The organism is Acidovorax sp. sic0104 (genome assembly GCF_019219095.1).
Lineage (GTDB): Bacteria > Pseudomonadota > Gammaproteobacteria > Burkholderiales > Burkholderiaceae_C > Acidovorax.
On the sequence record NZ_JAHUWH010000007.1, the window covers coordinates 28,733 to 47,868 of the forward strand.

The 19,136-nt window shown below is 59.0% G+C and carries 21 protein-coding genes and 2 pseudogenes; 10 read left to right on the forward strand and 13 right to left on the reverse strand.

Annotated elements, in window-relative coordinates:
• Nucleotides 1-277 precede the first annotated feature (277 nt).
• Nucleotides 278-589, forward strand: a complete 312-nt coding sequence (locus KW835_RS12765) for a hypothetical protein (RefSeq protein WP_218382913.1) — start codon at nucleotides 278-280, stop codon at nucleotides 587-589.
• Between the two features lie 94 nt (nucleotides 590-683).
• Here the strand turns inward: KW835_RS12765 and KW835_RS12770 are convergent, their stop codons facing one another.
• The 3 genes from KW835_RS12770 to KW835_RS12780 form a co-directional block, all read right to left on the reverse strand.
• Nucleotides 684-893 carry a hypothetical protein gene (locus KW835_RS12770; protein ID WP_218382914.1) on the reverse strand — a complete coding sequence of 70 codons (210 nt, stop codon included), beginning with the start codon at nucleotides 891-893 and terminating at the stop codon, nucleotides 684-686.
• Nucleotides 890-1,549, reverse strand: a complete 660-nt coding sequence (locus KW835_RS12775; RefSeq protein ID WP_218382916.1) for a hypothetical protein — start codon at nucleotides 1,547-1,549, stop codon at nucleotides 890-892. Before KW835_RS12775 ends, KW835_RS12770 begins: the two co-directional genes overlap by 4 nt.
• A gap of 137 nt (nucleotides 1,550-1,686) precedes the next feature.
• A complete protein-coding gene (locus tag KW835_RS12780; RefSeq protein WP_218382917.1) occupies nucleotides 1,687-2,172 on the reverse strand; it encodes a hypothetical protein in 486 nt (161 codons plus the stop codon).
• 321 nt (nucleotides 2,173-2,493) lie between these two features.
• Between KW835_RS12780 and KW835_RS12785 the strand changes: the two genes are divergently transcribed.
• Both KW835_RS12785 and KW835_RS12790 read left to right on the forward strand, forming a co-directional pair.
• A complete protein-coding gene (locus KW835_RS12785; protein WP_218382919.1) occupies nucleotides 2,494-3,726 on the forward strand; it encodes a hypothetical protein in 1,233 nt (410 codons plus the stop codon).
• 169 nt (nucleotides 3,727-3,895) lie between these two features.
• On the forward strand, nucleotides 3,896-4,417 hold the full coding sequence (locus tag KW835_RS12790; RefSeq protein WP_218382920.1) for a hypothetical protein: 522 nt from the start codon (nucleotides 3,896-3,898) through the stop codon (nucleotides 4,415-4,417).
• Nucleotides 4,418-4,563: 146 nt separating this feature from the next.
• Here KW835_RS12790 and KW835_RS26845 read toward each other — a convergent pair whose 3' ends face one another.
• The 3 genes from KW835_RS26845 to KW835_RS12800 all read right to left on the reverse strand — a co-directional run bounded on the left by KW835_RS26845 (nucleotide 4,564) and on the right by KW835_RS12800 (nucleotide 5,291).
• Nucleotides 4,564-4,686, reverse strand: coding sequence for a hypothetical protein (locus tag KW835_RS26845; protein ID WP_255593509.1), 123 nt, complete (start codon nucleotides 4,684-4,686; stop codon nucleotides 4,564-4,566).
• A 62-nt stretch (nucleotides 4,687-4,748) separates the two neighbouring features.
• Nucleotides 4,749-5,099 (reverse strand): hypothetical protein, encoded by a 351-nt coding sequence (locus KW835_RS12795; protein ID WP_218382927.1) that lies wholly within the window; start codon nucleotides 5,097-5,099, stop codon nucleotides 4,749-4,751.
• Nucleotides 5,100-5,111: 12 nt separating this feature from the next.
• Nucleotides 5,112-5,291, reverse strand: coding sequence for a hypothetical protein (locus tag KW835_RS12800; RefSeq protein WP_218382929.1), 180 nt, complete (start codon nucleotides 5,289-5,291; stop codon nucleotides 5,112-5,114).
• Between the two features lie 151 nt (nucleotides 5,292-5,442).
• Between KW835_RS12800 and KW835_RS12805 the strand changes: the two genes are divergently transcribed.
• The 4 genes from KW835_RS12805 to KW835_RS12820 all read left to right on the forward strand — a co-directional run bounded on the left by KW835_RS12805 (nucleotide 5,443) and on the right by KW835_RS12820 (nucleotide 9,029).
• Nucleotides 5,443-5,748, forward strand: a complete 306-nt coding sequence (locus KW835_RS12805; RefSeq protein WP_218382931.1) for a hypothetical protein — start codon at nucleotides 5,443-5,445, stop codon at nucleotides 5,746-5,748.
• Nucleotides 5,749-6,060: 312 nt separating this feature from the next.
• Nucleotides 6,061-6,639, forward strand: coding sequence for a hypothetical protein (locus tag KW835_RS12810; RefSeq protein ID WP_218382933.1), 579 nt, complete (start codon nucleotides 6,061-6,063; stop codon nucleotides 6,637-6,639).
• The gene (locus KW835_RS12815) at nucleotides 6,639-7,910 is read left to right on the forward strand and encodes a tetratricopeptide repeat protein (RefSeq protein WP_218382934.1); all 1,272 of its coding nucleotides are present in this window, start codon (nucleotides 6,639-6,641) and stop codon (nucleotides 7,908-7,910) included. The genes KW835_RS12810 and KW835_RS12815 overlap by 1 nt, the downstream gene beginning before the upstream one ends.
• Nucleotides 7,911-7,949: 39 nt before the next feature.
• The gene (locus KW835_RS12820) at nucleotides 7,950-9,029 is read left to right on the forward strand and encodes a lipase family protein (protein WP_218382936.1); all 1,080 of its coding nucleotides are present in this window, start codon (nucleotides 7,950-7,952) and stop codon (nucleotides 9,027-9,029) included.
• A 124-nt stretch (nucleotides 9,030-9,153) separates the two neighbouring features.
• Here the strand turns inward: KW835_RS12820 and KW835_RS12825 are convergent, their stop codons facing one another.
• Complete coding sequence (locus tag KW835_RS12825; RefSeq protein ID WP_218382938.1) at nucleotides 9,154-10,275, reverse strand: helix-turn-helix transcriptional regulator; 1,122 nt, start codon at nucleotides 10,273-10,275, stop codon at nucleotides 9,154-9,156.
• Nucleotides 10,276-10,470: 195 nt separating this feature from the next.
• Here KW835_RS12825 and KW835_RS12830 point away from each other — a divergent pair, with 195 nt between their 5' ends.
• Nucleotides 10,471-11,397, forward strand: a complete 927-nt coding sequence (locus tag KW835_RS12830; protein WP_218382940.1) for a hypothetical protein — start codon at nucleotides 10,471-10,473, stop codon at nucleotides 11,395-11,397.
• Nucleotides 11,398-11,409: 12 nt separating this feature from the next.
• Nucleotides 11,410-12,576 carry a hypothetical protein gene (locus KW835_RS12835; RefSeq protein ID WP_218382941.1) on the forward strand — a complete coding sequence of 389 codons (1,167 nt, stop codon included), beginning with the start codon at nucleotides 11,410-11,412 and terminating at the stop codon, nucleotides 12,574-12,576.
• Between the two features lie 30 nt (nucleotides 12,577-12,606).
• Here KW835_RS12835 and KW835_RS12840 read toward each other — a convergent pair.
• From KW835_RS12840 to KW835_RS12865, 6 genes and pseudogenes are all read right to left on the reverse strand, one after another.
• Nucleotides 12,607-13,391, reverse strand: a pseudogene (locus tag KW835_RS12840) (DUF72 domain-containing protein).
• A gap of 39 nt (nucleotides 13,392-13,430) precedes the next feature.
• Nucleotides 13,431-14,347, reverse strand: a pseudogene (locus KW835_RS12845) (IS481 family transposase).
• A gap of 298 nt (nucleotides 14,348-14,645) precedes the next feature.
• Nucleotides 14,646-15,698 (reverse strand): MORN repeat-containing protein, encoded by a 1,053-nt coding sequence (locus KW835_RS12850; RefSeq protein WP_218382942.1) that lies wholly within the window; start codon nucleotides 15,696-15,698, stop codon nucleotides 14,646-14,648.
• Nucleotides 15,699-16,859: 1,161 nt separating this feature from the next.
• Nucleotides 16,860-17,201: a hypothetical protein gene (locus KW835_RS12855; RefSeq protein WP_339385543.1), complete on the reverse strand. Its 342-nt coding sequence runs from the start codon at nucleotides 17,199-17,201 to the stop codon at nucleotides 16,860-16,862.
• A gap of 13 nt (nucleotides 17,202-17,214) precedes the next feature.
• Entirely contained in the window at nucleotides 17,215-17,925 is a 711-nt protein-coding gene (ligD, locus tag KW835_RS12860; RefSeq protein WP_218382946.1) for a non-homologous end-joining DNA ligase, read from the reverse strand.
• A 59-nt stretch (nucleotides 17,926-17,984) separates the two neighbouring features.
• Nucleotides 17,985-18,161, reverse strand: a complete 177-nt coding sequence (locus KW835_RS12865) for a DUF3606 domain-containing protein (RefSeq protein ID WP_218382947.1) — start codon at nucleotides 18,159-18,161, stop codon at nucleotides 17,985-17,987.
• 261 nt (nucleotides 18,162-18,422) lie between these two features.
• Here KW835_RS12865 and KW835_RS12870 point away from each other — a divergent pair, with 261 nt between their 5' ends.
• Nucleotides 18,423-18,986 carry a hypothetical protein gene (locus KW835_RS12870; protein WP_218382948.1) on the forward strand — a complete coding sequence of 188 codons (564 nt, stop codon included), beginning with the start codon at nucleotides 18,423-18,425 and terminating at the stop codon, nucleotides 18,984-18,986.
• Nucleotides 18,987-19,136 lie beyond the last annotated feature (150 nt).

Here is a 19,136-nt window from a genome sequence, read left to right on the forward strand (position 1 = left end):
GCCGCTCCGGCGTTGGGTTTACTTCGCAAATCGATGGCCGTGTAAAAACGGACCCGAAAACAGGGTTGGCTTTTCGGTGGGACAACCACCCTGACAACCGACTCCCGCTCGTACAGATCGTATCGATCTCGTGGAATAGGACTCGACTCTGGTTGACGGGCACATTGGTGGGTTTCGGCGGCTCAATTCCGTGCGAATCTCTTGCTTGGTGAGCCTCCATCCCGAACCGGGCATTGAAATCCTCCCGGCTTCAATACTGTCTCTCACTGGATGGAAGGTGTCCGAGTTTGTTCTGGAAGATTGGCTAGATACCAGTAGCCGTGCCGGTGCCGGCGATGGCTTTCAAGGGCGGTCAGGCCGCAGCAGCAATTCGAGGGAAAATTTGGCCTGGACAACCAGTGTTTACCGCCTGCCATCGGCTTGCGCGGTGCAGCGTTTCAATATCCAGCCCTCGGTGGCAGAAGATGGCCTGAAGGTTTTGCATGCGGCCTGCGATACCGACAGTCAGCTGAACTGGAGTTGGGTTTTCTTCTCCCGGGGTCGGGATATTGAAAAGGGCCTATTAGCCACGTGGGCAGCCGGGGCTTAGAGAATGAGAAGAGACCTCCCGCGCCGAAAACCCATTTCTCGGGCTTTGCCTTGGCCTGGACTTTAATTCAGCTGCCTGAGAGGCCTGGGGCTTTCTACGATCCCGTCAGGCCGTATTCGCCAGCTGGGCTCCGGCCTTTCTCCAACAACGTGGCGTAGTCCATCAATCCGCTCCACGTGGACCCGTCGTCTTCGTCCTCCACCTCGACGGTCTCGTCCGCGTGGTTCACAACGGTCACCCTGCCGGTCGCATATTCACCGTGGCCTGTCTGGTACTCCACTAGGTCCCCGCGTTCGAACGTCATGCGTTCTCCCCTGCCAATGCACCCTGGATGGGCTTTGCACCCTGGATGGGCTTTGGATCGCACCCCCCTGCCCCCTGGAGCCACATGGCCAGCTCGGGGTACGCGGGGAGCCCCCGGGCCGTCGCGTATTCACCGGCTTTTACGGCACAGAAGCCCGCGTGTGAGAGCCCGTGGATCCCAGGATGGGTACCTGCCTTCAGCCCGACCCGCAAAAGGCCTCCAGTGCCCTCGTAGTCCGCATCTCGGATCACCAGGTGGGGCTCAAGCCCCAGGTGCATCCCCGCTGCCCAGGCCCATGCCGTAGCCTCCTGGTCGCCACACTGGTTCGCTGCGCGGGCCAATGGAGTGTCCGGGTCTGAAAAATCCACCTCGGCGAACATGGCGTCCATCGCCTGGCCGAGGTCTCCGCAGGCCTGCCGCCGATACGCCGCAGGCATTAGCGCGAGATGACCGGCTTCGTGGAGCGCCGAGCCCACACTGACACGAGGATCGAGCAGCAATGTCCCTTGCGCTATCTCCACCCGTTCCAAAAAGCCGTCTGCACCCCTTTTCCAGCCCCATGGAAGCCCGATTCGGTCGAAAAAGGCCACACAGGTAGCCAACCCCCTCGAAACGCGCTCTATGGACGTCCTGTCGCTCACTTCAACCTGCTGCATTTACTGCCCTCGCTGTCACTCGCCGTTCTGGCATCTCTTTCCCGGGAAAACTCCCACCGATAAAAGCTCCTCGCTCGGATGCCGGGCCCCTCGCACGCCACATGATGAGCCCCGAGGCCTACCGAACAGCACCGCAATCACGCCGCACCCTTCTGCGCCATGGAAAGTCGCCGCGCGATCGAGAAAAGCACCGCACGCTCACGTTCTGGGCAGGCTGCATGCTGAAACGCTGGCCAGTCACCGATCCCCTCGCCTGGAGGGGACCATAGATTCCCCTGCGGACGCACCACGTCCACCACTTTGCCCTGGACGGCATGCAAAAGCCCCCAGCGGGGAGGCAGGTCACATGCTTCGATCACCCCTGGTGGGGCGATGTAGAACCGGTACAGACCGAGACCGGGGGCACCATCGACCCGTTCTGGCTTGCATCGGTCGGCCAAAAAATCCCCCCGCGTCGCTTTCGCCTCAATGAGTGCCGATGCAGTGGACCGAAAGCCGATCACATCCGGCTGCTCGCGGCATCCCACCACGGTGATCTCCTCGGCCACCACCGAAAACCCATTGGTACGCAGCCAGCGGGCGCCCAGCGAAACAAGCTGGCTGTGAAGTGAGCCTCCAGGCATAGCGAATGGAGCCTATGAAAGTTCTATGGAACATAATTTTTATGGATGACGGATTTCATTACTAGAGGAATCGCCGCCGTTTCAATGGATAGCTACAACTTGAGCACCAAAAATGCCCCCATTTTGTAGTGCGAAGCACTCTAGAACGATAGAACGGCCTGGAATGAAAGCGGATTTAGCGATTCAAAAGATCATGTAATTTAAATGATCAGTGGGAGGCAATCGGCGTGAATGAACTCAACAATGAGAAGTGTATGGCCAGAAAAACATTGACGCGCTCCGGATGGCCCGACAGACTTTAGTTCTCAACATGGGAGGGGTATGAAACCACAATCGATTCGCAACGTAGCTACGGCGTCAATTTGCGCGTTGTCGCTGGCCTGCAACACGGCGCACGCCAACGTCCTCGGGGCATTCTTCTACGCGCACGTAAAAACGGAATCTGAGGTCCTGGCGGGACTTGATGAGCCCACTCGCAAGCTCATTGAGTCCTTGCCCGCCAATCTGCGCACCGAGGCCGTGAAACTGGTTCAGGAGGCCATGCCCCTAATCAACGACAGCATGGAGAAATTCCTCGCGGACGTGGACACGCGCCTGGCCAGTCGGATAGATCACATCGCATGTCTGCTCGGCGGGCTGATAGATGAGGCCGGCAACACCGTGAAAGGCCCTTTCGCCGACAAAACGCCTGTGGCCACCCTGATGAAGGAATATCGAGCCCGAAAGGAGTTCGACACATCGACGGCGGAGAAGATTACCTACACCTACATCGACTATGTGAAACATCTTGCCCGCGCTGAATGCACCGTGGGGGCGGGCGACCGCACCGCAAAAGCGGTTCTCACCGTGGACAGACTGGATGCTGTGGAGCGGATGTCCACCTGGAACGAACTCAAGCACTTCTGCTCGACACCAGCGGACTGCCTGGTGAAGCGCGTGCCCTACATGCGCGAGCTGGTCAAGAACTCGGACTCGCGCGACGTTGACTTCACCAGGGCCAGCGCCAAGCTCGAACAGGTCAAGGCCACCCCGGTCTCCAAGCATGCCGCGAGCTGGCTCCCTGACCGCTCCCTGAAGTGGGTCGCCGACGAAAACGAGCTGGTCAAGCTGCACCGCATCGAGCGGTCCCTGGAAGCTGCCCAGGCACTGCGTAGCACCAACGCCAAGCTCTACATCCGCGATGCCGGCATTGCGCTTGCCAAAGCGGACGAGCGCCTGGCCGTGGCCAAGTCGCACCTCAGCTCCAGCAACAAGGACGAAAACAACCTCGCCGGACGCATTGTCGAGGAAGCGCTGGCGCTGCGGCAGAACGTGGTGGGCGCGGCGACGGCCGCGATCGCGGCGCACGACGTCCAGAAACCGGAAGGCGAACGCGTGCTCGCGCGGTTCGCCCAGGTGGAAGCGGAGGCCGCACAGGTCAAGCGGGCTGGCCAGGACAACAACGATGCGATCGACCGCCGTGCAGCTGCAGCGGCCAAGGAAGCCCAGGACAAGGCCGACAACAAGGTCGAGTGCCATGGAAAGAACGGCTGCGTGGGCCCCAATAGCAAGTAGCCTCAGCCCAGGAGCTCCACCGACCCGCTGCATGGTGAGCCCCCTCCCCTCCTCCGACCCGCATTTGCCTGCTTGCAGCCTCGCTGAGAATCGGCCGAGGGCTATACCGGGGCGAGACATCGTTCGCTTCAGGGCCCCGAACCACAGTTACTCAATTCTTCATACACACATGGACCGTCGATTTGTTTTCAAGCACTACTGGTGGATAGCACCAGCCCTCGGGGCCGTCGCCATCGGCATCGCAATTGAATTCGGGGGCGCTGATCGGATGGCGCTCATCGGATCAGCTGTCGCCGGCACACTCGCCTTTTGCTACTTCGTCCACCAGCAGAAGCTGGCAGAGACAGTGCTGTTCCATCAGCTGTTCACCGCCTTCAACACACGCTACGACGCGCTCAACGGCAAGCTCAGCAGCATTCCCCCAGATGCACACCTGACGGAAGAGCAAAGCCGGTGGGTGGCCGACTACTTCAACCTGTGCGCTGAGGAGTATCACTTTTACGAGCTTGGCTACATCCCCGCGAACGTCTGGCGCTCATGGTGTCGTGGTATGGCCTGGCATCTGCGCCGCCCGAAGATGAGGGAAGTCTGGAACGATGCGATGCAAACCGACTCCTTCTACGGCCTGACTACGAGGGCAATCCTGACTGGGGCGGGCTACAAAGACGGCGAAAAAGTGCCCGGGTGGTAAACAAAGACAGATCACCGAGCAAAGATGGACCACGCGTTCACCAGCCAGCGCGGCCTCGGGCGGTGTGATCTGCCTTTGTTTCGCCACTTCGTGATCCATCTATGTTTCACCGTGATCTGTCTTTGTTTTGCACCCGCGACCGGATTTCACTTGGTTTCGAGCTGGAGCCACGGTGAGCGCAGGCTGAGCCCCTTCGAATCGGGTTGCAGGGCGTAGAGAAAGAGCGCGGCTACGAGGGCCACAACGATGAGGTGAAAAAGGGTTTTCATGCGCTTATGGTGCGCATGAAGCCCCAAAACGCACTGCGGCACAATTTCGCCGCTGGCTACTGCTAGCCCTGGCTGGCCGGAAACCCCGCCGCTGTCAGGTCGCGGTCGAGCGAGTTGTCCCAGTAGTCGCTCAGGATCTCAAAGCCAGAAAGCACCCCGTCGCTCGACACGCTGTAGTTGCCGTCCACGCGGGCGATCGGATAGGACAGCGGGCGACGCCCACCGACAGGTGCGTATCGCGGGTCGTTGGACTCGCAGGTGAACGATCGGCAGTCCTCATCCGCGCAGCTGCAGCGCGCGGTGATGTACAGGTGTGGCAGCTGGGACAGCAGGTCCGGCCGGTCACATTTGAGCGTGGCCTCGACATCCTCGTAGAACCGAGGCAGCGCATCCTTCAGGAACTTCTTTTCCATCTCGCCGTTTTATCAGGACTCCACCCGGATCTCCACCGGGAAAGGACGCGCACTGCGCTGGATGGCGACGCCCACGGCGATGAACGACTCCATTTCGCTCGCGTCGAGGCGGTCGGAGATCGATGCGAGGAGGTGGCTGTAGATGACAGCGAGGTCGCGGGCCCGGGGCATGGGCGCTGAAGGGTCGGACATCCGTTCAAGAATGGCGGTAGGCTCCATCGGCCCAATCATGCACCAAAATTGTGCAATCACGTTCGGGATGTACCGTTGCTTACAGGGGCCGCTGCGGTCGAGCATATCCTTCAGGCACTCCAGCTTACGCGGTGCGCCCGCCTCGACTCCCATGCGACAACGCCTCGTCCTCATCTCCCTGTTTCTGCTCGCAGGATGTGCTAACGAGGCCGGCACCGTCAACGTCCGGATCCTGCCGACCGAGTACACCGTGGGGAGTGTCAAGTCGGGGCTCGCTACCCCCGTGGTGGACGAAGTCGTTCGGCTCCAGCCCCAGCGGGTTCATGTGTCGGCATGCCACGAAACGCCACCAGCCAAGGTGCTTCAGTTCAATACCGAGCTGCAGGCGCGCAGCGGAGCAAAGATCACTGGTGGCCTGTATGAAAAGTGTCCTGGCGGCATCGCAAGCCAGCAATAAAGCTATCAGGTCACCACGATCAAGCCAGGCTTGAGCGGGGCGGGTGACGTGCGCAAAGGATGGTTGAGAAACAACCGCCTTCCAGCACATCTGACCAGAAAACTTTAACCGGTTGAAGTTTGATCCGAACATGTGCGAGCGGCCGCCGCGCACTGTGCCGGCGCGCCCTTACCCACGATCTACAAGTGCTTACAGCTCTTGGAGCCCTGGCCGCCTAGAAGGCTCCCCGTAACCGGCGCCATACCGCAAATGTGGTATGGGAAACATGTAGTTACTGTCGGACACTCCTGAAACCAAAATCCCAAGGCCAGCATGCTCGCAAAAACCGCAATTCTTTCGGCGTTACTCTCACCTTGTCTGGCATTTTGTCAAATCGGGGTGGAGATGCCGTCCAGCCCGCCGCCTGACGCCGCTGGACCGAGTTTGGAGCAGACGGTAGATTGGATTGCTAAGAAACTGGATGCGGTCCCATTACCAACCGTGATAGCACCGAAAGGGCGCCCGGAGTTTTCACCAAATAAACTTTCAGCGACCGGAGAAGGTTGTACTGTCAGGATAACCAACTTCCACAGAAACGCATACGGCTCATCGGAAAGACATCAATTATTCAACTATAAGGATCTTGACCCTCGCTCAATTAAAGTCTATGACTACGCGTACGATGGAGTTCAAATGGTAGCCATCCATGCAGACACCCTTGGCGACCGAAGGGTTATCGATGATATCGACCAATATTCGAAGAAATTCCAAAGCTCTCAGCTAAGAATTAGCAACATGATGGTAGATATCGAATATGGCGAAAGCCTAAAGAGGGGATTAATTCACGCTCAAAAGCTTTGCACCCAAAAAGCCAATGCCGAAAAGCCCCCCAAGCCGAAGGACCTTTTCTGATGTACTTCAATGCAAACCATACACCTATATTGCGGGCGCGCTGCTGGGTGGTTTTATTGTTTGTATTTTTTATTGAAGCCTTATCGGCTGCTGAAGCGGGTCAAGCAAAGTTTCTAGAGCCCGCTGCAGCACTATTGCAGGCTGGAAAATTTGAAGAGGCGTACGCTATTTATATAACTCATGCTCGCCAGGGTAATTCTGAAGCGCAAAGGGTTGTGGGAGAAATGTACTTCCGTGGCCAGGGTGTACCAAGAAGCTACGAAGCCGCATACCAATGGAGTCTGCGGGCTGCAGCCCAAGGCGACCATTTGGCACAGTACAGCGTCGGCTATTTAAATGAAACCGGCTTGGGGGCACCTCAATCTCTCAGTCAGGCACAAGAATACTATTTCCTTTCGGCCAAGCAAGATTACGGTCCAGCGCAAGAAAAACTAGGGGACATCTACAATGCCACCGGCAATAAAAATCAGGCCGAGGCGTGGTATCAAAAAGCCGCTATCAATAACGTGCCATCTGCCGGTACAAAATACGCAAAGCTAGCGAACGCCACTCGCGCGGCGGCTGAAAAATCAGAAAGGGAGTATACCGATGAGGTTGCCCGGGAGGAAGCGATTGATATTGCACGTAGCTGCAGTCAATGCCGGGGCAACGAATACCGCCTGTGCACGGAAAAACAGATTCCCTTCTGGTCATGCAACCAAACGGCGCCTTCGTTCGGCGACGCCCTTAGAGCGAACTTGGCGCAAGACAAAGCGAATCTGGAGAACTCACGCCGCCGTATAGACGCGATCACAGCGCAAGCGCTTCAAGAGCCCAACAGGCAGCGGCCCGCCCTTCAGGCCAACCGAGGACCGGCCGACAGCACCAGTCCTAAAGACGCCGCCGACGCTGCCTCCGGCCGATCACCAGCTCGGAACCCGCCGACTGTCGCTACGCCATCCTCCAGCGCAGATGCGGACGTCATCGAAACGAACAACTACGAGCGGTTTCCCACCTCCGAAACCTGGGGTGATCCAGTTCCGCCTTGGATGGCCTTCAAGGGACAAGGCCCGTCGCGAGCAGCAGCCTGCAGTTCCGCCACCAGCCTGCGTGAAGCCAGAATTTCAGAGGACATTGCGAGGGGCTTCGTTGAAGTCAAAGACCGCACCGAGTGCGTCTGCCAAACCACACCGCGTCAAAACTCGACCATTCGCCTGCAAAAAGGCTGGCTTTGTGTCGCCTACTGGAGTCTTACCGACCTCAGGAAGCGTCGAGGTGACTCTTCTCGGTGATACCTGCCTTTTCAACGCATCAATAGAAATGGGACGACGATGAAACAATGGTGCTTGCGAGTTATTTTTGTGATGGCCCTATCAAGTTGCCTGATTGGGTGCGGTGCCATTAAAGCTCTGCATGCTCATAGCGAAGTCCACGATGCAAAGGAAGGCAAGCCTGGCAACGATGTCACGTTGCCAAATGACAGCAATGACTGGTTTCTATTGGACATGTCCCAGAAGTACGGCCTCATGTCGGTTTTTGCCCTGACCGCATACCGCCTTGATATGACCGCTTCAGATCGCGACCAATTTGCTTGCGACTATCTGAAGCCCACATACGCGGGCGACCGGGCCTTCGGCATGCCACGCCACGCTGCGTCGGAATCGCGAGCAGAGTTCTGGGAGCGCTGGGTCCCAAGGGAAACCCGGGTTGGTGACGAACCTCCGTGCGTGAACGATCTCAGTGACGGCCTGTTCTACGAGATCTATGTGCGTCGCAATGCTGACGGAAAAATCCTCGCGTTTGTTATCACCTACAGAGGTACAGAAAATAGGAAGGGCCAGTGGGCAATAGATTGGCGCTCGAACCTTTCAAACGTTTTCGGATTTGAACCTGCGGCGTATGCCAATGCACGCGGGCGCCTCGAAGGACTCGTCAAACTCATGCGAAACGAAGGCCCCGATGCGAGAATCTACGCTGTCGGCCATTCGTTGGGCGGTGGTTTGGCCCAGCAGGCTGGATATATGTCAGATCAAATTTTTGAAGTCTACGCCTTCAACACCTCGCCGGTCACGAATTGGACAAACCTGCGACTTCAAGGGAAGGTGAAAAAAGGCTACCCGATCATTCATCGCGTCTCAAATGGCGGAGAGGCCCTAACCTCAGTGCGATTTCTAACCGCTTCTGCCACCGGAACTAGCCATGGACGCCACGACACCCAAATTCAGTTCGGGCCGAAGGCACTTATTAAAGGGCATTCTATGGGCCTACTTACCTGCAACTTCGCCAAAATCCTGAGCGACAATAAATCAGAATCGGCGCATCACCTGTATCCAACAAGCTATATTGATGAACACGTCCTTCGTCCCGATGGTGACAAAACGCCTGGAAAGCGAGTTTGCGACGAGGTTTAACTATGCATCGCGGTAGCCAGGGAGACGATCCGGAGCGAGCCATCGAAGCACGGATGGCCTTGCCCTGCGGATACGCGCTGGCCCAGGGCCTACCCTGCAGTCACCGCGCACACGCGCCAAGCGCTCACTCCATTTGCAGCGCCTGAACCAACTGCACAAGCTCTACCTGACGATGGCATCCTGTCTTCGCCATCAGGTTCCTCGCATGCGTGCGCGCCGTGTGCCAACTGCAACCTTCGGCCACAGCGAAGTCCTTGATGGACTTGCCAGCAGTGAGAAGCAGAGCGAGGCGGGCCTCGGCGGGAGACAGGCCCAGCATCTCCCCCACCACCCTGTGGTCTAAGCCCCCCAAAGCCCCGGGGACCACCAAGATGACCACCGCCATGGGGATCTGCCAGGCTGAGGCGAGCGTATGGCTGGCTTTGAGTGGCAGGACTGACGCGACGAGCCGGTCCATCTGGGGGTGGTTGCTTCGACACTCCAGCGCACCCGCGCGGCCGGGGCTGGCACATGCAGTCCTCACCAGCTGCTGAAGACGCGCCTGGTGCTCGCTCTGGACACATTGCAACCTGCCATTGGCAGAGCGCAGTGGACTGGAGGGCCCGAGACAACGTTGCACAGCGGTGTTGGCGTACTCGATGCGGCAATGCGCGTCCATCACCAGCATTCCTTGCGGGAGGCTATCCAGAGCGGAAAGACCAAGTGCGGCCTGCCGAGACAGGTGACCCACCAGTGCTCGAAGTTTCGCCGCCCGGTTGATGTGGGGCATGAGCTGCTCGATCACCGCCTTGTGCTTCGATTCATAAGCCCGCCCATCCAAAGGGCGCATGAAGCTCAAGAAGTCCTGCGCAGATCCCTCCGCTCGAACCATGGACGCGGCAGTGTGCCGCAGGCCCAATGGCGCGAGCCAGTCGTTGTACAGGGCATCGCGTGAGAAGTCCCTGCTGCCGATGTGTTCGTGGTCCAGCATCACCGCGCCGACTGGCATGCGCAAGGTAGCCGCCATGCGCAGGTCTGTACCGGCGTAGCGCTGCTCATACTCGGCCATGCGGTCTCCAGTCAGTCCCGTGCGCTCCGGATTGCCTGCGCTCTCCGGCACGCGCGCTCCGCTCGTATCCAGGGTGAAGTAATGGAATGCGACTGCGTCGATGTAGGTGCAGAGGCCATCGAGCGCGGCATGCCACGACTGGGGCGACAACACCCCGTCGTACAACTGACCGACAGTGGTTTCGATCTGCTTTTCCATGTTTCGACTGCTCGCAATTCGCAAATAGCCTGCGGATGGACCCAGGATACGACTTCAAACAGCCATACCCGGGCGGGCACCTGGGCTGCATGCCGGTTCGAAGTCTATTCAGGCGCGAATGGGGTGGGCCAGGTCACCCGTAGACAGCGCCAGCTCAGCTAAGATGTTGTAACAAAAATCTTGAGGGAGCTGGTGATGGCAGCGACAAAAACGACATCTGACCACACCGCGCTGTGGCTGTACGCCATGTGCGCCGGCTTGTCGGCGTATTGCTACTACGCGATGACCCAGACCAAGGTGTACGTGCTGCCGGCGATCATCCTCGTGGCCGCCCTGGCAGTGCTCCTGCCCCCTTCCCGCAAGCGGTTGAAGATCCGCCTCGGACTGAAGCCAAGTATCGCCCTGGCTGTGGCCTTGTTCTTCGGCATAGCGCTTTCGGCGGGATATCAGAAGGCCAAGAGGGAAGAAGCGGCCCAGCTGAAACTCCAGCAGGAGTCGGCGGCAAAGCGGGCCAAGCAAAAGACCGACCGCGAGGCCGAGTACGCCGCGAACAAGACCAAAATCATCGCCGAGGTCGAGCAGCAGCTCGCGTCAAACCAGCCCCGTGAGGCGCTGGCGACGATCACAAGGTTCATGACCGTGACGAAGGACCCTGACCTGGGCAGGTTGCAGCATCGCGCCTCAGTGCAGGTGATGCGTCTGGATCTTGAGCAGAACGAAGCTGGGTTGCCGCCTGAACGGCTCAAAGCCATCTACACCACGCTCATCCAGGAAGAGCCAGGTGGCAGGGACCGCTATCAAGCCAAGCTCAAAGCGATCGAGGACAAGCTGGAAGCGCAGCGCAAGGTCCAGGAGGCCGCCGCCCAACGCGCGGCGATGGATGCAAAGCTGAAAAGCCAGTTCTCAGCATGGGACGGGTCCCACAGGAACGTTGAGGCCGCCATCAAGGCGCGCTTGAAGGATCCCAAGAGCTATGAGCATGTGGAAACGAAGTACGTGGTGAACACGAACTCCATCACCGTATTCACGACCTACCGCGCGCGCAACAGCTTCAACGCGCTCGTCCCCGGGACCGTCACTGCAACGGTCGATGCCGATGGGAACGTGCTGAGCCTCAACTAGCCGAGATACCTGATGAATCGAATGGCATCGAAAACTCTCTGGGCTGCACTCGTGTTCGCCGCCCTGCCGGCAGGCCCTGTAGCTGCACAAATCCGCGACGGCAGCTACTCGGGCACCCTTCAGTGCGGAGACATGGTCAGCAATCCGTCTCAGAAGGGGTGGACCCATCCCGTGCGCCTCACGGTTTCCGGTCGTTCGGTCGCCTGGGAGAGGCTGGACGACAGGCTCACCGAGCGGGGCTCTGCCCAGCTGCAGAAGGGCCGCGTCACCTTCAAGCTGGATGGGCAATGGAACCCCGGCCAGCGAAGCACAGGCCAGTGGCGCAATGAGGCGCGCCTGGAGCTGAAGGGCAGCACTTTGTCTGGCCCTGCGACCATCTATGCGGCCGGGAGCGATCAACGCCTCAGAGACTGCTCCGTTCAAGTCGCCGTTACGACGGCGAGCCCAAGCGGCACCCCACCGGGGGGAAGCGCGGAGACCAAGCGCAGCCCGAACGCAGTACCTGCTGCGGGCCCAGCACAGAGCGCGCATGCAGCCCCCGACGCTCACTCCAGCGACGGCGACGCTATCCGACGCGAGCACCAGCGGCGGCATGAGGAACGCCTCGCTCAGACCCGTGAAGAACAAAAACGGCGGGGCGAACGCACGTGGGAGGAAGAGCAGGCCGACTACCAGCGCCAGCTGCAGGAGAGGCGCAAAGCCAGCGAGGACGCTGACCGCAAGCGCAATCAGGACTTCGAAAGGGAGCAGGAGCGAGCGGCCCAGGAACGCGCTGCCTCGGCTGCGAAGCAGACTGCTCTCGGCACCGCTGCGGCTGGCCGCCAAGCCGCTCGCATAAAGGCGATGGGGCTTTCGGCGACGCTTTCCAAATCCGTGCTGTACGTGAACTACATGGGCAGATGGACGGAGTTCATGCCGGCGACGCACTGGGTGGCCCTCATGCTGGAGAACCCGCTCATTGCCTCCGTCGAGGCGGCGAACGTTCGCGGCTACCCCGGGATCCTGGTGAAGCGAAGCGGAGTACCGTCCACGACCTTCCTGTTTCGCACGGAGGGCTCCGAGGCCTACATCCACGCGCTGGCGTCTGAAGGGAAGGCCGAGGCGCTGCGCACCCCCACCGACTTCAGCACAGTAGCGGCGCTCATGCGGGCCCTGACCGACCAGAAAAACATGCGGTAGGGCCATGTCCCTCTGCGGGGCTCCCTCACCTCAAAGAGCCCCCTCCTCCGACAACAGCTGGATCAGCATCTGGGCGTTCCTTTGCCCTTGGTCCTCGTTGTTGTTATTGAAGACCACCTGAACACGATCTGCCCGCGCCGCTAGGTGCTTGATGCTCGGGACCAGAGCCGCCAGTTCCTCGGCGCTGTAGTCGTAGTTGAAGCGATCTGAGGCCGCATCGCCCTTGATGTTCCAGGTGCCCTGGTTGCGGCCGTGAAGTCGCACGAGCGCTAGCCGCGTGCTGGTGATGTCCCATACTCTGTCCACGCTGTTGGAGGTCTCGGTCGGGCTGTCAACGATGACATGGGCCACACCGAGGTCGCGCTCGAACTCCAGCGTTTGAGCCCGATGCACTTCGTCAAGCCAAGTCTTGTTGCGGAACTCGACCGCGACGAGCTGCTCGCCCATGCGCTCCACGCACTCCTGCACGTGCGCCTGGCCGTCCCGGTTGTTGATGATCCAAGGGGCGAACTGGAAATGAACCGCGCCCAGCTTGCCGGCGCTGGCCAGCGGCCGAAGCGACTCTTTGAACCGCCGCCATAGCTCATCGACGATGGGCGCGGGCATGTCTTTGTAGTAGAGATGTTTCTTTTCCTTCAGCGCTGCCGGCAGCGCCTCGCGCAAATCCGTGTGCAGGACCTTGGGCTGCGTCTGGTGGCCCGTGAAAAGCCGAAACGCCTTCACGTTAAAAATGAAGTCCTCGGGTGTTCGTTCGGCCCACAGCTGCGCGGTCGAGGCCTGGGAATGGCGTAGTAGCTGGAGTCCACCTCGACCATGGGAAACACGCTCGCGTAGAACCGCAGGCGGGCCTCGGTCTAGGTGTCGTATCCCGGACGATCATATGGCCGCTTCAGAAACAGATCCGGGCGCTCCTGGTACCACTCTTTCATGGCCTGCATGGGCGTCTTGCTGCCCAGCGCTGACTGCGGCAATTGGTGGTTGTACAGCGCCACATAGCCTGCAAGGTCTGCTGCATGTCCTCGCGACTGTTGAAGCGGTGGCTCTTGAGCACGCCTGCGATGCGGCGATTGAAGCGCTCCACCATGCCATTGGTTTTGGGCGTCCTGGGCCTTGTCAGCCGGGGCTCGATGTCCAGCTCCTGGCACAGCTGGTCGAACTCGTGATGGCCACTGGGTTCGCGCTCCTTGCTGGCGAACAGGCGGTCCGTGAACCCCTTGCCGTTGTCGGTCAGCAGCTTGTTGATCTTGATCGGACAGGCCTTGGGCAGTGCGTTCAGAAAGGCCTTGGCACTGGCCGCTGTCTTGTGGGTCTTGAACTGCACGAACACCCACCGCGTGGCCCGGTCGATGGCCACGAACAGGTAGCGCCGGCTGCTCTCGTCTTGCATCTGGGGCAGGTACTTCACGTCCATATGCACATAGCCCGGCTGGTAGCTCTTGAAGGCCTTGTGGACCACCGCCGGCTCGCGGGGCTTGAGGTCGTTGAGGTTGCCCGCTTCATGGCGGCGCAGGCACCGGTCCAGGCCCGAGCGCGAGACATGGGCGCAAATGAACTCGCGCGTGAACGCCAGCAGGTCATCGAGCGGCAGTAGCAGGATTCGCCTCAGATGTACCACCACCGTCTCTTGCGTGGGCGTGAGCACCGTCTGCAGACGATGAGGCGTGTGCGAGCGGTCCCCGAAGACCTCGCGCTTCTTCCACTTGTAGACCGTCTGCTCGGTGATGCCAAAGCGCTGGGCCAGGACGCTGGCCGTCTCATGGCTGGCCGCGATCTAGGTACGCACGGCAGTCATGGTGCGGGCGTTCTTGTGCAGGGCTATCAACATGGCTTCGCTCCCCGGTATCAACTCTTGCAAAACCGAGCGAGCCATGAAGAGTGGGTAGCGTTTTGGATCTATGCAATCATCCGGGATGCGACGTCTAGGCATATGCTCAGGCCTGAATAACACTGCTATGGAAGATTATTCTTGAAGCTCTAGAGCGCATTTTTATTGTTCACCAATTCGCACTGGCGCCTCAGGATCTGTGGGAACTCTAAGAAACACCGTCAAGTTCGCATCGGCCTACCTTTCATTGTGGCGGCAAGCATGAATAAAAAGAACATATAGCAAGCAGCCGCCCATCAGCCGAAAATTCCCTGCCAGAGTATCGTTTGCCGCCAAGAAATTCTCCCTCAAATTTTCGCCCGTCTGTATAATGATATACTCCCGCACCGGATAGTTGATCGTTAATAAATTCCCCAACATATCTATCGCCATTGACTTCAGTCAATATTCCGGGTCCTTGACGCATACCATTCTCGTAGTTTCCCTCAAATTTCACGCCCGATGCCCATTCAGCTTGCGCTCGACCGTGAATTTTCCCTTCATTGAACGACCCTTTGTAAGAGAAAAGAACCTGCCTTCCGGCACCGACTAGAGAGTAAGAGCCTTCGCCTGCTACCTTACCTTCCACGCAGACTCCATTCCAGACCAAATCCATTGAGCCCGGTTCCACCAAGATGTGAAGTTCGCAGCCATCAGCAATCGGAATCCAAGTCCGAGCGCCAGCCATCGCGGCAAACGCCTTTTTTCGCGCATCAGCTATTGTCCTGTTAGTGCTGGCTATTGCGTCCGCATGCATTTTTGGCGCTACCTTCAATGTCGATATTGCAATTCTACGAAAGATTGCTTTCGAATTGTCATTTACATAACTCGTGGCGCGTTCTTCGGCGTTGGGTAACGATGGGTCCAGTCCTTTCAACTCAGCTATCTCCCCCTTCGAATAGAGCTTAAGGTGGTCGTATTCACTAACCAGTCCTGCGAACTCACCTTTCTTTCCGAAAACCGCAACGCTCTCCATTTCATCCACGACCAGCGGCTTGAGCAGATTGCGAGCAGCTTGTTGATGTCGGGGCTCTACGCTGGCGCGAATGATTAGCCGATAGATCACGGTTGCAGCCTTTACATTCCCATCTTTTAGGTGAGACTGAGCTTCCACAAACAAGGAACTCGCATCCCTTATTTGCAGCGGCTCGGTAAGCGGTGGTGAGATCACGCGGTTTGCAACGCGTTTCTTGTTATACCAGTCAGTTGCATTCCGCTCCGCCAGCGAGCGCCTTGCCTCGGCTTGCTGCTCGTCCAAACGCCTATCGGCATCTACCCGCTCTAGTCGCTCCCTCCGAGATGCCTCTTCCTCTGCGCGTCGCCGGTCATCCGTAGCCTCACAAAGATCATATTGCGCCGAGCATCGAGCACTGCAAGCTTGGGATTGCTGGAGATCTCTCTGCCCCTGTTGATAAGCAGCGCTGTTTCTCCCGAGAGCCCCTGCCAGCCCCACCACAAAACCAGAGGTCATCGAAGACTCGCAGTTAGCTGAACAACTCTGCATTACGGATGCGCAATCCGCCTTAGCACACAGCGGATTGAACAAGCCAACGCAGCTAAAAGTGAGAAACTTTGCCAATTTCAAAAGGCGGTGCACAGCCTACTCCTTCTCATACACTTGAATTGAACGAGTGTTTCTCTCTAAATTCTCCGCCGCGTGCTCACTTACATTCTTAAACGCAGAAGCCAAGCCAACACTCACCCATCTTCTATCACGACATACGTAATAATATTTTCCGTAAGCCACGTAAGAGTTATCCGCATAGGCATTCAGCCCCCCTCCATCCACCCGAACCAAGGGAGCCGTGAAAAACACACACGGCTCTCCAGTATGATTAGCCTGAGGATTCTTTGGGACGAAAGTCGCTCCGCTAGCTGCGATCTGACGAATCAGCTGATTGCCGTCCGAATCGTCATCGGTGTCGTAGAGTGATTCGCGCGGTGCCAGCTTGCCTTGCCCGGTCGTCACGGTTGCAGCGGTTCGAGCTAAACGAGCAGCCCTTTCCTCCGCCCGCAATCGTTCTTCGCTTCGCCTCGTGTTTTCCCGCTCCATCCTCTCAGCAGCCTCCGCTGCTCTATCAGCATCGTGTTGCGCTGCGTCGCGTGCGGCTTGCTCAAGATAGGAACCGACAGCTTCAAGTGCCCGAGCTGTTTGACCGCCCGAAGAACCGGTACGACCTGATTGGGGCGTAGCGTCCGGTGACGGTCCCCCACGAGGGCTACAGCCGGTTGTGGGGCACTCGCGCAGCCCCCTAGTCTGTGCGTCCACGGGTAACTGGGATTGGAGAGCTAGAGCCGTACAAAGAACAACAAAGTGAGTGGTGCGCATAGAGATCCCTCGAAGGTCTGTTCAGCTGATCGGCCAGGTGTTTTTTCGAGAATCAACGACTAGACCATAGCCGCCGTTTACCTAACAGGGTTACAACCAAAATTGATCTAACTCTACATCGCGAAGATCTGTTCGCACATCCCACAAAAGGGGGAGAGGTTGCCCGGCCCCTGTCCCGCTAACGTACACCAACGAAGCTGAGAGAAAAGCGGATTTCAGCGGATACATGGTGCGGAAGCCGGATTTCGGCCTGTCGCTACAAAGCCCCCGGAAGACTGCATGCTTCACCATCCCCTCCTTCCTCCAATCCGCGAAGGAGACCTCGGCCAGCAGCTCGGGACGCACCCAGTGCGCGGCCGTCTCGACGGCCTCCGGGTTCGCGAAGGGACTGTTTGGCGTGCGGATCGCGCTGAGCCGCTTGTGCAGGTCCACCAGTGTCTTGTCGTCAAACCCGGAGCCCACGCTGCAGGCGTAGTTGAGGGAGCCGTCGCTCCCGTGCACCCAGAATGAGCGAGCCCAGCCCCTTGCGGGATCCCTGCGGGTCAGAAAAGCCCCCGATCACGAACTCCTGGCGGCGGGTGCACTTGAGTTTGATCCAGTCGTCGCTGCGCCGCGAGACGTAGAGCCCCGACTTCCTCTTCCCGATCAGCCCCTCAAACCCCAGCTTGCATGCCGTGGCCAGCAACTCCTGGGGCCGAGCGTCCAAGCCCTCGCTAAACCGGTGCCGACCGCCTCCGGCGCTCTGCAAGACGCGGCTCAGGGCCTCTCGGCGCTGCTCGTTCGCTACCCCGCGCAGATCAGAGCCGTTGCAGAACGGCATGTCGAAGGCGAAGAAAACCATTATCTTGGAGGTGCGGCCGTCGAAGGCGTTCTGCAGGGCCTGGAAGTCCGGAAGCCCGTTGTGGTCCAGGATCACCACCTCGCCATCGAGCCAGGCGGCCTGCACCGGCAGTGCGCCCAGTTCGCGGGCAAGCTCGGGCATCTTGCTCGTCCAGTCATGGCCATTGCGGGTGAAAAGGCGAGCAGCACCGCTCTCGACGCGGGCCATGATGCGGTATCCATCGAATTTGGTCTCGAAGGTCCACTGCTCGGGGTCGGCCGGGGGGCCGGCCACCAGGGTGGCGAGCTGCGGCGCCAGCTTTTCGGGGAGTGGCACGGCCCTCGCCGCTGCGGGCGCGGCGCGCTGCGGTGCCCGCCTGGTGGCCATGCCGGCGCCTACCGCTTGGAGAGGTGCTGCCGGACTGCTTCGGCCGAGTTGCCCACAGCTTTGACCGCCGCGCGCAGCTGTTCCTCGGTGCAGTCGAGCGACTTGCACCAGTCGCGGACCTCGTAGTCCTGCTCCAAACTGATGAGCTTTCGGTCGGCTGCTGTGGCTTGTTTGTTGTCGGACATGGGGGCTCCTTGGGTGAAAGGGGCCCATCCTAGGAATGCGTGCACATGGCCGGTGTAGGAGGTCGCCCAGTGCAGATACCGTCCCCTGCCGGACCCTATGCGCGCTAGGGGCCCGCCGATCAGGTCTCCTCGCACAATTGGGTGATTCCCGGTCGCACAGCGCATCAACATAATGCGGATACCCGACTCGCAATCATCGAGGGAGCGGTACCCGCAGGACTGGCGGCCGGAGTGACGCGGGCAATTCAGGGGGGGATCTAAATGCTATTTCTATTTATTCTGTTGCCTTTTTTGATTTTCTACGTCATGAGGGTTGCGCTGATCGATCCGCGAGAACCGAACGACGAATATAGCAAGCTTGGCATGACCATTACTATCGTGCTTGGGGTATTGCCAACCCTGCTATTCTGGGCACCAGCATCCGCTCTGTTTAATGCTTCGCTTGTCCTCGCCCTGTCTGCAGTTATGACACCGATTGCGTTTTCGAGCATGAAAACAGATACCGCTGGCGAATGGGTCAAGGACAAGTTGTTTCTGGTCGCAATCCGCACAATAGTGGCTGCGGCACTTGTAGGCGTGCTGACATACCTCGGCTCTGGGTGGTTTTTAGCCGTTGCTGGATTTGCTGTATTCCTTTTCCTGAGCCGGCTCGGGCTCTGGGTTGCTGCATCCGGCGACCCTGGGAGGTACTGGCGCGCACTTTTCGGAAGCGCCATTTTGATGGCAATTTACTATGTCATGGTAGATGCATCCCAACTGACCCCCAAAACATGGATGGACTGGAAAATCCATCTGGAGCCATTTTTCGTCACAAGCCCTAGCTGAGTCCAGCTGAAAAAGAACCCGGCAGACCACTGGGAGGACGCGCTCAAGCGCTGCGCACCTGCGGCGTCGCCCTCGCATCCACCGGCCTACGGACTCCGCAGCCCCGGAGCCCCAGAGAAACAGCCGCCACCTCGCAAACAGGGCCATATT

Coding starts and splice junctions, on each gene's coding strand:
- KW835_RS12770 (WP_218382914.1), bottom strand. CDS start 893: ATGACGTTCGAACGCGGGGACCTAGTGGAGTACCAGACAGGCCACGGT.
- KW835_RS12775 (WP_218382916.1), bottom strand. CDS start 1,549: ATGCAGCAGGTTGAAGTGAGCGACAGGACGTCCATAGAGCGCGTTTCG.
- KW835_RS12780 (WP_218382917.1), bottom strand. CDS start 2,172: ATGCCTGGAGGCTCACTTCACAGCCAGCTTGTTTCGCTGGGCGCCCGC.
- KW835_RS12785 (WP_218382919.1), top strand. CDS start 2,494: ATGAAACCACAATCGATTCGCAACGTAGCTACGGCGTCAATTTGCGCG.
- KW835_RS12790 (WP_218382920.1), top strand. CDS start 3,896: ATGGACCGTCGATTTGTTTTCAAGCACTACTGGTGGATAGCACCAGCC.
- KW835_RS26845 (WP_255593509.1), bottom strand. CDS start 4,686: ATGAAAACCCTTTTTCACCTCATCGTTGTGGCCCTCGTAGCCGCGCTC.
- KW835_RS12795 (WP_218382927.1), bottom strand. CDS start 5,099: ATGGAAAAGAAGTTCCTGAAGGATGCGCTGCCTCGGTTCTACGAGGAT.
- KW835_RS12800 (WP_218382929.1), bottom strand. CDS start 5,291: ATGTCCGACCCTTCAGCGCCCATGCCCCGGGCCCGCGACCTCGCTGTC.
- KW835_RS12805 (WP_218382931.1), top strand. CDS start 5,443: ATGCGACAACGCCTCGTCCTCATCTCCCTGTTTCTGCTCGCAGGATGT.
- KW835_RS12810 (WP_218382933.1), top strand. CDS start 6,061: ATGCTCGCAAAAACCGCAATTCTTTCGGCGTTACTCTCACCTTGTCTG.
- KW835_RS12815 (WP_218382934.1), top strand. CDS start 6,639: ATGTACTTCAATGCAAACCATACACCTATATTGCGGGCGCGCTGCTGG.
- KW835_RS12820 (WP_218382936.1), top strand. CDS start 7,950: ATGAAACAATGGTGCTTGCGAGTTATTTTTGTGATGGCCCTATCAAGT.
- KW835_RS12825 (WP_218382938.1), bottom strand. CDS start 10,275: ATGGAAAAGCAGATCGAAACCACTGTCGGTCAGTTGTACGACGGGGTG.
- KW835_RS12830 (WP_218382940.1), top strand. CDS start 10,471: ATGGCAGCGACAAAAACGACATCTGACCACACCGCGCTGTGGCTGTAC.
- KW835_RS12835 (WP_218382941.1), top strand. CDS start 11,410: ATGAATCGAATGGCATCGAAAACTCTCTGGGCTGCACTCGTGTTCGCC.
- KW835_RS12865 (WP_218382947.1), bottom strand. CDS start 18,161: ATGTCCGACAACAAACAAGCCACAGCAGCCGACCGAAAGCTCATCAGT.
- KW835_RS12870 (WP_218382948.1), top strand. CDS start 18,423: ATGCTATTTCTATTTATTCTGTTGCCTTTTTTGATTTTCTACGTCATG.